This is a genomic window from Ewingella sp. AOP8-B2-18 (genome assembly GCF_052376015.1).
In the GTDB taxonomy this organism is placed as follows: domain Bacteria; phylum Pseudomonadota; class Gammaproteobacteria; order Enterobacterales; family Enterobacteriaceae; genus Ewingella; species Ewingella allii.
The window spans coordinates 160,670-173,109 of record NZ_JBQSVB010000004.1; the positions used below are offsets into that span (position 1 = coordinate 160,670).

The following is a 12,440-nucleotide window of genomic DNA, read 5'->3' on the forward strand; positions in this document are numbered from 1 at the left end:
AACCATTCATATTTCAGCTATTCACACTTGTAAATATCCACAAATTGAATAATTCAGCTAGACACATCTGTGACTTCTGTTTACATTATTTTAAACATGTAGCTTGATACATATTAGCCGGGTAATCACTCGACTGAGGCAGAAGTTAAGAGGTTTAGCCCAGCATCATGACAGCCGTTTCTTCCCCAACCCCGCAAAATGCCCCAGCCTCGCCCCACCATCCTTTCGCTGAACAGGTGAGCCAATGGCTTAGCCAATACCCGCGCTGGCGCATCATGGTGTATGCCATGGCCTCTTTTATTATCGGCATGACGCAGGGGCTGGGCATTAATCTGGTCGCCTCCAATCTGCCGGGCATTCAAGGCTCGTTGGGAATTACCGCCACGGAAAGTTACTGGCTGGTTGCCGCCTATACCGCGACCAGCATTAGCGGGACGCTGCTGCTGTACAAGGTTCGCACCCAGTTTGGTATTCGCCGCTTCGGGGAATATGGCCTGCTGTTTTTCGCCGCCGTCTCTCTGGCGCAGGTTTTCACCCATGATTTTCAAACTGCCGTGGCGGTTCGCGCCGTGATGGGCTTTGCCATGGCTTCTCTCGGCCCGCTGGCGATTTTCTATATGTTTGAAATCTTTCCACCGGCCAAAAAACTGACTGCCGGTTTGTGCCTGGGGCTGGCGGGGAGCCAAATCGCCTTGCCGATTTCGCGCATTATCTCCCCCTATTTACTGGACCTCGGGCACTGGCATCAACTGGCATTTTTGGAGTCAGGGCTGGCGCTGATCTGTCTGGCCATCATCTGGGTTTTGCCGTTGACCCACCCGCCGCGAGTCAAGGTTTTCGAGCGTATCGACTGGCTGAGTTACCCGCTGATTGGTATCGCCATTGCCTGTATTTCAGTGGTGCTGACCATGGGGCGTTACTACTGGTGGTTTGAAAAACCCTGGCTGGGCGAAGTGCTCGTGGTCGGCATCGTGACCTTAACGCTGGCCTTTATGGTGGAGTTAAAACGTAAAAATCCCATTATCGATTTACGCTGGCTGATGACCCCGGAAATGCTGATGTTTACCGGCTCAATGCTGTTTGTCCGTATGCTACTGAGTGAACAAACCACCGGCATGGTGGGCTTTCTGACGCTGGTTGGCCTGCAAAATGACCAGCTGATCACTCTATTTTGGGTGGTGCTGGTGATGACTTTTGCCGGACTGGTGTTTATCAGCATCATTCATAAGTCCGAGCGCATTGTTTACATCCACCTGTTTGCCATGTTGCTGATCGCCGGCGGTGCATGGATGGACGCCCACTCGACCATTGATACCCATCCCGAACAGTTCTATCTCAGTCAGGGCATGATTGCCTTCGCGGGAGCGATTTTCCTGCCGACCGCCCTGTGGCTGGGATTTGTTCGCGCCTTACAGTTCGGCCAGAGCCAGATCATCAGCTTTATTCTGGTGTTCCTCAGCACGCAGAACATTGGTGCTCAACTAGGCAGCGCCTTTCTCGGCACTATCCAGATCCTGCGCGAGAAATTCCATTCCAGCGTGATGACCGACAGCATCCAGCTGCAAAATCCGCTGATTGCCGAACGCGTGGCGCACTACCGCCAGGCGCTGAAAGCCGCCCTTGGCGATGATGTCCAGTTACAGGCCCAGAGCCTTGCGCGCCTTAGCCAAAGTGCTACCCAGCAGGCCGGGATTTTGGCCTACAACGATGTGTTTATGGTGGTGTTTTATATGGCGCTGGGCTGCTTCGCCGTGCTGTTGCTGCATCGCTGGGTGGCCAGTTTTTACTCTAAAGAGAACTCGTAAAATCCATGAAGAATATTTTCCGCTATCCGTCGATTTTGGTTGTGCTGTGTCTGGGCATCGTTGGCGTTTTTGTCGTGCTCTACAGCTGGCAGCTTTTCCCCTTCACCTCAAAGGTGGAAACCACTGATAACGCCTATGTGCGCGGCAACGTGACCCTTATCAGCCCGCAGGTTTCAGGCTATATCACGGCGGCAAAGGTGCAGGATTTTATGGCGGTGAAACAGGGGCAAGTGCTGTTCAGCATTGACGACAGCACCTATCGGCAGGAGCTGTTACAGGCCGAAGCTGCCGAGGCCCAGCAGCAGGTGGCGCTGGATAACTTTGGGCAAAATCGCGGCTCGGCGGAGGCCAGCCTGCAACTGGCGCAGGCTGAGTTACAAAGTGCGCAGGCCGCCGCCAACAAAGCGGCGCAAGATTCTCGGCGCAATGCCCCGCTGCTCACCAGCGGCGTGGTGTCTAAAACCACCGGGGACGAAGTGCAGGCCGCGCTGCTCAAGGCGCAGGCCGACGTGGCGAAGGCCAAGGCCTCGGTGAACATTGCTCGCCAGGAGCTGGGATTGATTGATGCCGGTAAAGCCTCGTTGCAGGCCGCATTAAAGTCGGCTCAGGCTAAAGTGGCGGTGGCGCGTATCAACTTACAACACACGCAGATTGTGGCCCCCACTGACGGCCAGCTGGGTGAAGTCAGCGCGCGGGTCGGCCAGTATGTCTCGGCAGGCAGCCTGTTGACCTCCGTCACCCCGGAGCATGTGTGGGTCAATGCTAATTTCAAGGAGCGCCAGCTGGCGGAGATGCGGGTCGGCATGCCGGTGAGTTTTACCGTCGATGCCTTAAAGGATCGGCAATTCAAAGGCCATATTGCCTATATTGCTCCGGCGACAGGTTCTGAATTCAGCGTATTGAAGGCCGATAACGCCACCGGTAATTTCACCAAAATCTCCCAGCGAATTACCGTCAGAGTGGCGATTGATGACAACCAGCCCGGCGGCAATCAGCTGCGGCCGGGCATGTCGACGGTGGTGAATATTGATACTGCGGTGCAGGCGCGCGATTAGCGGCGGTGAGCCAGCGAGCGCACGATCCGGTCGCCGAGCATTTGGATGATTTGTACCATCAGCACCAATATGACGATGGTGGCGACCATCACCTGATTGTTAAAACGCTGGTAGCCGTAGCGAATGGCTAAGTCCCCTAGCCCGCCGCCGCCGATCACTCCGGCCATAGATGAGAAACCAATCAGCATCACGATAGTCAGCGTCACCCCCGCCAGCAGCGCGGGGAGCGCCTCGGGCAATAGCACGGTGAAAATCACATAACGCAGCCCGCCGCCCATCGCCTGAATGGCTTCAATCCGGCCTTTATCCACTTCATCCAAGGCATTTTCGACAATGCGCGCAAAGAACGGAATAGCGCCAAGAGTAATAGGCACTACCGCCGCCGTACTGCCCAGCGTCGTGCCCACCACCCAGCGCGTTAGCGGGATAAGGGCAATCAGCAGCACCACAAACGGCAGCGAACGGCCAATATTGACGATGGTGCCCAGCACCGCGCTGAGTTTTGGCGACGGCGTCAACCCCTGGCGGCGGGTGATAAACAGCAGCACGCCCAGCGGCAGGCCAACCAGCAGGGTAAAAATGGTCGCCAGCGCCACCATATACAGCGTTTCTCCGGTGGCGTTGAGCACCAGATCGTAGAGCTCATCCCACGCCATGCTGTTTCTTACACCCATTCGGCTTTTACTCCACGTTGGTTGAGGAACAGCATCACTTCACTCAAATCCACCCCGCCACTGGGTGGCTGGAAGCCGACGCGCAAACGCCCGACTCTCTGCCCGGCGATCGACTCCACGCCGCCGCCAAACAGGGTCACACCAACGCCGTGCTGCTGGGCCAGCGAGCTGAGCACCGGCGACGCCAGCAGGGTGTCATAGAAAGTGAGTTCGGCGACCGGCAACAGCGGATTTGGCGCGGCTTCGGGCAGCCCGCAGTCCGGCATCAGCGCCTTGCCGAGTAGCGATTGCGGGTCAGCCAGCAGTTGAGAAATGGCACCCGACTCCAGCACTTTTCCTCCTGAAAGCAGCGCGGCGTGGTCGCAGATGGATTTCACCACATTCAGCTCGTGGGTGATCATCACAATGGTCAGCCCGAGCTGCTTATTGATGCTGCGCAGCAGCGCGAGGATGGAGTCCGTGGTTTCCGGGTCCAATGCGCTGGTTGCTTCATCGGACAACAAATAGTTTGGCCGTGCCGCCAAGGCGCGGGCGATGCCCACGCGCTGCTTCTGACCGCCGGAGAGCTGTGACGGGAAAGCCTGCGCTTTGTCGCTAAGTCCGACTAAATCGAGCAATTCCGCCACGCGCTTTTTGCGTTCAGCGCGACCCACGCCGGCGATTTGCAGCGGCACCGCCACGTTGTCGCTGACGTTACGGGCGTGCAGCAGATTGAAGTTCTGGAAAATCATGCCAATACGCTGGCGCTGGCGGCGCAGATCGGCGTCATTCAGGGTAGTCAGGTCATGGCCATCCACAAGAATACGGCCCGAATCGGGCCGCTCAAGTAAATTCAGGCAACGGATCAGGGTGCTTTTCCCCGCGCCGCTGCGGCCAATAATGCCGAACACTGCCCCGTCGTTGATGGTCAGGGAGACGTCCTGTAGCGCGGCGACGCCCTGTCCGGGGTACTGTTTGGTCAGATGTTCGGCGACTATCATGATTTATCGCCTGCCGCCGCCACTGGGATCACTGAACCGTTGTACTTATCAGCGATAAACTTCGCCACCTCTGGCGATTCGAGATCTTTCGCCAACTGCTTGATACGCGGGTCAGAAGCCAGTTTCTCGGTGGTCACCAGAATGTTGGCGTAAGGGTTGCCTTGGGCTTTCTCCAGCCCCAGCGCATCTTTCGCCGGGCTGAGGCCCGCTTCAAGGGCGTAGTTACCGTTAATCACCGCCAGGTCGACATCATCCAGCGAGCGCGGGATTTGCGGTGACTCGATTTCGAGGATTTTTAGGTGCTTCGGGTTATCGGCGATGTCTTTTGGCGTGGCCTGATCTTTCGCCGGATCGTTAAAGCCCGGTTTCAGAGTGATCAGACCCTGATCGCGCAGTAAATAGAGCGCGCGGCTGAGGTTAGTCACGTTATTCGGCACGGCGACCTTAGCGTTGTCCGGCACATCCTTGAAGCTCTTGTATTTGCTGGAATAAATCCCCAACGGCTCAATGTGCACGGTGGCGGCCACGGCAAACTTCACTCCCAGCGCCTGCTCTTGCGAATGCAAATAAGGCACGTGCTGGAAATAGTTGGCATCGACATCGCCGTGGGCCAGCAGCTCGTTGGAGTTCACCCCGTTGGTGATTTCGATGATTTTCAGATCCAGACTCGGATCGATTTTTTTCACATATGCCAGGATTTCAGCGTGCGGAATCGGGTCCGCCGCCACGCGCAGTGGCTCAGCGGCAAAGGCAGAAACTGACGCGACCAATAATGCTGCCGCAGAAATACGTGTGACCAATGTTTTAATAACCAGAGTTTTGAGCATGTTGTGACCCTTATTGTTATTGATGGTGTGTAGAAAATTTCGATCCGTTTGAAAGCAAAAATCAGGCAGTGGCCGCCAAAATGTCAGCATAAAAACGCTTCGCCACGTCAGGATGCGAACGCAGACGCCCCTTGAGATAGTTGAAACCGACGTCACGAAACAGCGGATTCAGCGGATCGCTGGCCGGGCCGCGCGCATCCTTGGCTAAGTCAGCCGGCAGTGGGAACAACGGCACCACGGCGTCGAGCTGCGCGCCGAGGAAGAAGGCTAATGACAGGCGATCTTGCCCAGACGGCGGAGAAACCACGCGGTGCACCGTCGCGCGCAGGTAGCCGTTGGTGGCCAGCTCCAGCAGTTCGCCAATATTTACAACCAGCGTATCTTCAATCGGCAAGGCATCTACCCACTGGCCTTCTTCCACTTCCACCTGAAGTCCGCGCTGGTGGTCTTGCAGCAGAAAGCTGAGGAAGCCGGAGTCTTTGTGCGCGCCGACGCCCTGTCCGCTTTGGCCTTCGGTATGGCCCGGATAACGGATCAGTTTGATATGTTCGTTAGGCTTCTCACCGTACAGCGGATCGAAGGTTTTCTCCGGCAGGTGCAGCGCTAGCGCGAAGGCGCGCAGCAGACGCAGCGACATCTGGGTCATCTCTTTTTGCCAGCGCAGCAGCAGCGGACGCAGCTCCGGCAAGGATGCCGGCCACTGATTCGGCCCCTGCAATCTGGCCCAACCCGGCGTCTTGGCATCTATGCTCAGCGCGGGACGTTCGGCCCCCAAGTCAAACTGTTCACGCCAGTCAGGCTGGCCGCGAGTGATCTCCGACGCCGCACGGTTATAGCCGCGAAAATGCGGGGAGTTGATCATGCCGACGGCCAGTTTTTGCTCTTCCGGCAGGGCAAAGAAGTCGCGCGCAGCTTGCTGGACGTCGCTTAATAACTGTTTATCGATGCAGTGGCCTTTTAAATAAAAGAAGCCAATATCGCGCGCGGCGTGGCGCAACTGAGCGAGGAATTTTTCGCGAGATCCCCCAGATTCGTCGAATTGGGAAAAATCAATTAATGGAATAGTGCTCATCATTCTCTCCGATATAGCGGGTTGTAATAACGCTAACACCGGCGATGTTGCTGGCTCTAATATTTAAAAAGTCTAAGTTATGACCTGAATTTATTGCATGATAAATCACCACCCAACCGAAAGTGAATGGTGGTTATCTCTCTGAATCTACGTGGTATTTTATTTTTAGCGGTATGAAAAATTTAACTTAAGCCAGACGGCGGGAGAGGTTTTGCATTTAATTGCTAAAGGGGAATGCCCCCTCTTCTATTTAAGTCGAGGGGGCGGCGAGTTTTATAACTCAATAATTAATCAATATTATTTCTTATCGCCTAAATAACGGTAAACCACGCTGAGGTCTTGCTCGCCATATCCGGCATCCACCGCGTTTTGCCATGTTTGACTAATGCTTTTCATCAGCGGCAATTGCAATTTTTCACCGGCTTTCAGCGCCAGATGAATATCTTTTAATGCCCAAGTGAGATGCATCTGCGGGGTATAATCACCGCTTTTGAACATGTCCATTTTCATTTTAATATAAGGTGCCGCCAGCGGGCCGCCTTCCAGCACGTTCCACAGGTCATCGGTGGTAAAACCAAACTCGTCGGCCAGCTGGGCGCTCTCGGCGATGCCTTCCATCATGGAGATAAGCCAGGCGTTAACCACCAGTTTCATTTTGGAGGCGCGCCCCGCTTCGCCCAGCCATTTCACCCCTTTAGAAATTGCCGCAAACACGGGTTCAATCGCTGGGCCTGCTTCGCGGTCGCCACTGGCAAGCACCACGATTTGCGCGTTTTCCGCCGGGGTTTTGGTGCCAGATACCGGCGCATCGAAGAACACCGTGTCAGGGCGCTGCTGTTTAACCAGCGCCATCAGAGCTTCATTCGCCTCCACGCCAATGGTACCCATTTGGGCAATAATGCCGCCCTGCTTCAAGCCTGCCAGCAGGCCGTCATCACCAGAAAACACTGACTGGGTGGTTGGGCCATCGGCCAGCATGGCGATAACTACATCCACACCCTCGACGGTTTCGCGCACGGTTTTGCCCTGCTTGGCCCCGGCCTTCACCAGCGCTTCGCCGCGCGAGGCGGTACGGTTCCAAACGTGAGTTTCAAAGCCATTTTTCAGCAGGTTAGCCGCAAACGCGTGGCCCATCGCGCCCAGCCCCAGTACGGCTACAGAGGGTTTCTGACTCATCATTCTTTCTCCTGATAATGTGAAACGGGATCACGCTGGTGGTGATCGCAATGAAAAAAATGCTAGCACTGACCCGTAGCCCAAAGCTCACAGGTTCTGTAACGGAATGCGTCAAATAACGTCTTGGGTGAGGTTATTCCCTGCCCGGCGAGACAATCTTGGCAACAAAAAAGGGTCCCAGCACTGGGCGTTCTATCGTAACATGCCCGGTTGTGACGTTATGATTTACATCGGATTATCAACGTAGTCTATAAATCGCATGATATCTATGCACAGACTGCTCAGGAGAGAACGTGGTAGGAAATAAAAGCAAAGTGGTGTTAATCGGCATGATTTCAGCCGTGTTTATTATCATGGTGGTGATGCTCGGCACGGTATACCTGTACCCAATGTGGATGCAGCGCACCACGCCAGAAGCCTGTAAAGACATCACCGCGCAGAACGCCATTGACAGCGTAACCCGCGATTTTATGCAAAACCGCATCCCGAACTGGGGCAACGATAAAGACTATATCGGCACCGCCGTACCTGTTCTGTCGTTTGTCAGCGATAATGTGAAGGATGAGAAAGGCACTTATCGGGTTCCCTTCACGGCTAAAGGCGCGAGCGGCGAGCTGAAGTATGTGGGGCATTTTAACTGCACGAATCATTACATTAAGTACGAGAGCGTAGATTGAGTTTGGGCTTGCAGCCCAATCCCGCGTTTAAATCTATAAATCTTTAAATTCAAAACCGTGGGCGTCGGCCCACACCGACCAGGGGGCGGCTTATCGCCACCGCCCCCTGGACCCCCAGGCTCTTTCACTGCGCGCTTCGCTGGTTGGGCGGACGTGTTTCAGCTACTCCTGTTCTCCACCGCCCTCCTTATCAATAAGGAATGTCGCCGCTTAGGCACTTCGCGACGATCACCGCGGCCACTGAAACACGTCCATTCCACCCCTGCGCAGCCTCGATCTTCCAACAGCAAAAAAACGCAGGATTCCAAAGGGTTTCGTTCAAAACCCTTTGGGCCAGTGTGGGCGGCGAGCCCACGGTTTTGACCTTAAGGCCGGTGTGGCGGCAGCGCACGGTTTTGACCTTAAGGGTCGCAACCCCAAGCCCCCCGTCAACACGCCTCTTCACAACATTTTCCTGATGCACATCACACAAATGTTAATTAGAATGCAAACCGTTATCATTTGCATTTCAGGGAAAATCACGTGTCTACTCATAAAAAGAACCACTTCGCTACAAGCGGGTTTAAAAAATCCGTACTAGCGCTGGCTGTATTGCACTGCTCTCCACTGCTGGCGGCGACTGACAGCGCTGCGCCAAAAGAGGATACCCTTACCGTCACCGCCGATAACCCGGCCTACTCCACGAACTACAGTACCAGCGAGGCTTCTGTTGCTGGCAAAAGCAAAACGCCGATTAACGACATCCCGCAATCGGTAAGCGTCGTCACGCCGTCGATGATTAATGATTACCAAATCACTTCGCTGGACGAGGCGATGAAATTCGTCAGCGGCGTGGCGCAGGGCAACACGTTGGGGGGAATTGAAGACGGGTTTGTTAAACGTGGATTTGGTACCAACAGCGACGGTTCAATCTTCCTCGACGGCCTGCGCAGCAATCAGGGGCTGGGATTTAACGCTACCACGGACCATGTCGAAGTGCTGAAAGGCTCAGCCTCCCTGCTCTATGGCATCCAGAATCCCGGCGGGATCATTAACGTGGTGAGCAAAAAGCCACAATATGACTGGAACACTCGCCTCAGCGGCAGCACCGGTGGATTTGGGGGAGGAACGGGCGGGATTGATGTCACTGGCCCGTTGGGCAACGGCTTTGCTTTCCGCATGATTGCCGAGCGCCAGTCGGAAGACTACTGGCGAAACTTCGGCAAAGACCAGCATAGCCTGCTGGCCCCTTCCCTAAGCTGGTATGGCGAAAAAGCCAGTTTCAATATCAGCTATCAGCAGTACAAATATGATATCCCTTATGACCGTGGCACCGCCTTTATTAACGGCAAGCCGCTGGATATCCCCTATGAGCGCCGTCTGGATGAACTCGCTAACCACGCCTGGGGCACCAACAAACGGCTGAACACTACGTGGGAATATGAGCTGAATTCCGACTGGAAAACGCGCCTAACCTACGGCTGGATGCAGCGCCGCTACGACAGTAACGAAGTTCGCGCCACCGCCGTCAATGTGGATACCGGCATTGTGTCGCGCCGCGCCGACGCCAACCGGGGCTTCAACCATCAAACGGATTACACCGCGTGGGACTGGATTGGCACCCCGGAAATTTTCGGCATGACCCATGACGTGCTGTTCGGGGTGGATTACGAGAAGGACGAAACCTACAAACAGTACTCCTATCGCGGCAAAGGCAATAATCCGCTGAACATGTACGACCCGGCGTATGGCGTTGAACCTATCACCAACGCCAGCACCTACAGCGACGCGCAGAGCAACCTGCGCAACACTTTGTTTAACAAATCGGTCTACGTCAAAGACAGTATCCATCTGACAGACCAGTGGATCGGCGTGCTCGGCGGGCGCTATCAGCATTACAACCAGAAAGCCTCCAGCGGCTTTATCAATCCGACCGAAACGCTGGATAACAGCGATAACAAATTCCTGCCGCAGCTGGGGCTGGTGTATAAGCTGACCGACGATTTATCCTTCTACGGCAGCTACAGCCGCTCCTTCACTCCGTCGACCGACACCGACGATGACGGCAATGTCGCTCAGCCGGAAACTGGCACGACCTATGAAGTCGGCACCAAATGGCAGGTGTCACCTCGGGTTGACGCTACGCTGGCGCTGTACCGTATTGATGAAAAAGATATGTCAGTGTTTATCAACGGCGTGACGCGTAGCATTCCGAAAGCGCGTTCTAGCGGCGTGGAGCTGGAAGTGAATGGCGAAGTGGCAAAAGACTGGAACTTGAGCGCCAACTACAGCTATGACAAAACGGAGATCACCGAAGATATCAACTCGGCGAACGTCGGCAATCGTCTGGTTAACGCGCCGACGCAAATGGGCGGCCTGTATTTGAGTCACACCCTGCGCTGGGTGCCGTTACAAGGGGATGTTCGCGTGGGCGGTGGTGCGCGCTACGTGGGTAGCCGCGCGGGTGACCCGGAAAACAGCTTCACCATGCCGTCTTATACCGTGGCGGATGCGTTTGTCGCTTGGGATACCCCGCTGTTGGGTAAACATACTCAACTTAAGCTGAACGTTAATAACCTGTTTAATAAGGAATATTACACGTCCAGCGCGGGGAATTTACGGGTTATCGAGGGCGAACCGCGTAACCTGGTGCTGTCCGCCGTGGTCGATTTCTAAGTTATTTCTTTTTAGTCGCAATTAAGGTGTCAGCGTTGGTGATATGCACTTTATGTTCGCCAGTGCGCTCGTAAAGGCAAAGTTTTCGCTCACGCTGCACCTTATTGTTTTTGCTCGGAATAGTTCCTTCCAACAACAGCGCCGAACCGACGTTGTCCTCAAAAAGCACGATATCTCCCAAGGGTTTCACATTCTTCAACCCGCTGGCTTTGATGCAGGCGGCTTTGACATCGGCGTCATGCTGCGCCCAGGCATCCGAGCTTGAGGCCAAAGCCTGAGTTGAGAGTAAAAGTGCGCCAGTCAACAGCACCAATGATAAAGACTTCATAGTAACTCCTTGTAAATTAACTTCTACTTAGCCGGAAGCTGGCTCCAGTAAGTGCCGCTAAACGGGATCGGCAAGAACTGATCATAGATCGCTTTGACGGTTTTTTGTGGGTCTATGTCAGCAAACAGTTGCGGATAGAGCGTTTTGGCGAACACTTCCACATCGACCATATGATAAGGGCTAAGGTAGAAATTATGCCAGACGCTGTAAGCGCGGCCATTTTTGACTGCTTGTAAATTGGCAAGCAGCGGCTGCTGGTCCATCACCTGCCGGAAGCTGCTTTCGGCCTGCTCCTGCGACACCAAAGGCCCGAGCTGGATATTCCCTTGCGACTTGCCGTCCGGCGTGCCCATTCCAGTACTGATATAGACATCAGGATTGGCGGCGATCACCGCCTCCGGGTTCATCTGGCCATAAACGCTTTTGAAAATGCCTCCGGCAATATTGTCGCCACCGGCGAAGGCCACTAAGTCAGCCAGATTGCCATGAGAAACCGTGGTGCAGCAGGTCTGACGGCGGCCAAGCTGGAGTTGCAACATCACGGTGGTTTTCTTGCCGTGGTAGCCCGCAATCCGCTCTTTAATCAGGTTCATATGTTGCTGGTAGAAGGCGATAAAGCGTGCGGCTTTCTGCGGGTTATTCAGCACGTCGCCCAGCAGTTTGATGCTCGGAATGGTGTTGTTGAGCTGGTCAATGCGCAAATCGACATAAATCACCGGAATGCCTGCCTGCGTTAGACGGCCAAGCATTTGGTCTTCGTCGGTCGGCGTTTTGGCATAGCGCGGCAAAATCACTAAATCCGGCTTCAGTGCGATCACTTTTTCAGCATTGAACTGGGTGAAATTGTTTTTGCCCATTTGCGGGATCTGGGCGATTTGCGGGAAAGCTTTGACATACAGCTGCCAGCTTTGCGGGTCGAGATTCTGCATATCCCCCGGCCAGCCAATAATATTTTTAGCCGGATTACCATCCTCGACCAGCGCCAGCGTGTAGAGCATCCGGCTTTCCCCTACCACGATGCGCTGCGGGTTGTCGGGCACTTCTACAGTTCGGTTAGAGATATCTACAACAGTTTTAGCACTGGCCAGCGCCGGGGCTAATAGGCTGGCTAGCAACAACATTCGGCAGGTGATACGCATAACGTCTCGGGATCAAATGGGCAGGGAAAAGATGATAATGATTATCGTTAAA

At 54.6% G+C, this 12,440-nt stretch carries 11 protein-coding genes; 4 read left to right on the forward strand and 7 right to left on the reverse strand.

Annotated elements, in window-relative coordinates; genetic code table 11:
* Positions 1-167: 167 nt before the first annotated feature.
* Positions 168-1,805 (forward strand): MFS transporter, encoded by a 1,638-nt coding sequence (locus ACT3RR_RS10515; protein ID WP_485900471.1) that lies wholly within the window; start codon positions 168-170, stop codon positions 1,803-1,805.
* A 5-nt stretch (positions 1,806-1,810) separates the two neighbouring features.
* The gene (locus ACT3RR_RS10520) at positions 1,811-2,860 is read left to right on the forward strand and encodes an HlyD family secretion protein (protein WP_396130709.1); all 1,050 of its coding nucleotides are present in this window, start codon (positions 1,811-1,813) and stop codon (positions 2,858-2,860) included.
* Here ACT3RR_RS10520 and ACT3RR_RS10525 read toward each other — a convergent pair.
* The 5 genes from ACT3RR_RS10525 to ACT3RR_RS10545 all read right to left on the reverse strand — a co-directional run bounded on the left by ACT3RR_RS10525 (position 2,857) and on the right by ACT3RR_RS10545 (position 7,589).
* The gene (locus ACT3RR_RS10525) at positions 2,857-3,516 is read right to left on the reverse strand and encodes a methionine ABC transporter permease (RefSeq protein ID WP_496200364.1); all 660 of its coding nucleotides are present in this window, start codon (positions 3,514-3,516) and stop codon (positions 2,857-2,859) included. The genes ACT3RR_RS10520 and ACT3RR_RS10525 overlap by 4 nt on opposite strands.
* Positions 3,517-3,524: 8 nt before the next feature.
* Positions 3,525-4,514, reverse strand: a complete 990-nt coding sequence (locus tag ACT3RR_RS10530; protein WP_485900469.1) for a methionine ABC transporter ATP-binding protein — start codon at positions 4,512-4,514, stop codon at positions 3,525-3,527.
* Positions 4,511-5,341: a MetQ/NlpA family ABC transporter substrate-binding protein gene (locus ACT3RR_RS10535; protein WP_353502025.1), complete on the reverse strand. Its 831-nt coding sequence runs from the start codon at positions 5,339-5,341 to the stop codon at positions 4,511-4,513. Before ACT3RR_RS10535 ends, ACT3RR_RS10530 begins: the two co-directional genes overlap by 4 nt.
* 61 nt (positions 5,342-5,402) lie before the next feature.
* Positions 5,403-6,416 (reverse strand): isopenicillin N synthase family dioxygenase, encoded by a 1,014-nt coding sequence (locus ACT3RR_RS10540; protein ID WP_496200268.1) that lies wholly within the window; start codon positions 6,414-6,416, stop codon positions 5,403-5,405.
* Positions 6,417-6,710: 294 nt separating this feature from the next.
* Complete coding sequence (locus tag ACT3RR_RS10545) at positions 6,711-7,589, reverse strand: NAD(P)-dependent oxidoreductase (protein ID WP_496200365.1); 879 nt, start codon at positions 7,587-7,589, stop codon at positions 6,711-6,713.
* Between the two features lie 293 nt (positions 7,590-7,882).
* Between ACT3RR_RS10545 and ACT3RR_RS10550 the strand changes: the two genes are divergently transcribed.
* Both ACT3RR_RS10550 and ACT3RR_RS10555 read left to right on the forward strand, forming a co-directional pair.
* Positions 7,883-8,266, forward strand: coding sequence for a YebF family protein (locus ACT3RR_RS10550; RefSeq protein WP_353502023.1), 384 nt, complete (start codon positions 7,883-7,885; stop codon positions 8,264-8,266).
* A 582-nt stretch (positions 8,267-8,848) separates the two neighbouring features.
* Positions 8,849-10,921 carry a TonB-dependent siderophore receptor gene (locus ACT3RR_RS10555; RefSeq protein WP_496200366.1) on the forward strand — a complete coding sequence of 691 codons (2,073 nt, stop codon included), beginning with the start codon at positions 8,849-8,851 and terminating at the stop codon, positions 10,919-10,921.
* A 1-nt stretch (position 10,922) separates the two neighbouring features.
* On the opposite strand, the gene ACT3RR_RS10560 is transcribed toward ACT3RR_RS10555, so the two are convergent.
* Together ACT3RR_RS10560 and ACT3RR_RS10565 are read right to left on the reverse strand one after the other, a co-directional pair.
* Positions 10,923-11,249: a hypothetical protein gene (locus ACT3RR_RS10560; RefSeq protein WP_496200269.1), complete on the reverse strand. Its 327-nt coding sequence runs from the start codon at positions 11,247-11,249 to the stop codon at positions 10,923-10,925.
* Between the two features lie 23 nt (positions 11,250-11,272).
* Entirely contained in the window at positions 11,273-12,388 is a 1,116-nt protein-coding gene (locus tag ACT3RR_RS10565; RefSeq protein ID WP_496200270.1) for an ABC transporter substrate-binding protein, read from the reverse strand.
* Positions 12,389-12,440: the final 52 nt, after the last annotated feature.

Excerpts from the sequence above, each read along its gene's own strand:
- ACT3RR_RS10515 (WP_485900471.1), top strand. The coding sequence starts at position 168 with ATGACAGCCGTTTCTTCCCCAACCCCGCAAAATGCCCCAGCCTCGCCC.
- ACT3RR_RS10520 (WP_396130709.1), top strand. The coding sequence starts at position 1,811 with ATGAAGAATATTTTCCGCTATCCGTCGATTTTGGTTGTGCTGTGTCTG.
- ACT3RR_RS10525 (WP_496200364.1), bottom strand. The coding sequence starts at position 3,516 with ATGGCGTGGGATGAGCTCTACGATCTGGTGCTCAACGCCACCGGAGAA.
- ACT3RR_RS10530 (WP_485900469.1), bottom strand. The coding sequence starts at position 4,514 with ATGATAGTCGCCGAACATCTGACCAAACAGTACCCCGGACAGGGCGTC.
- ACT3RR_RS10535 (WP_353502025.1), bottom strand. The coding sequence starts at position 5,341 with ATGCTCAAAACTCTGGTTATTAAAACATTGGTCACACGTATTTCTGCG.
- ACT3RR_RS10540 (WP_496200268.1), bottom strand. The coding sequence starts at position 6,416 with ATGATGAGCACTATTCCATTAATTGATTTTTCCCAATTCGACGAATCT.
- ACT3RR_RS10545 (WP_496200365.1), bottom strand. The coding sequence starts at position 7,589 with ATGAGTCAGAAACCCTCTGTAGCCGTACTGGGGCTGGGCGCGATGGGC.
- ACT3RR_RS10560 (WP_496200269.1), bottom strand. The coding sequence starts at position 11,249 with ATGAAGTCTTTATCATTGGTGCTGTTGACTGGCGCACTTTTACTCTCA.
- ACT3RR_RS10565 (WP_496200270.1), bottom strand. The coding sequence starts at position 12,388 with ATGCGTATCACCTGCCGAATGTTGTTGCTAGCCAGCCTATTAGCCCCG.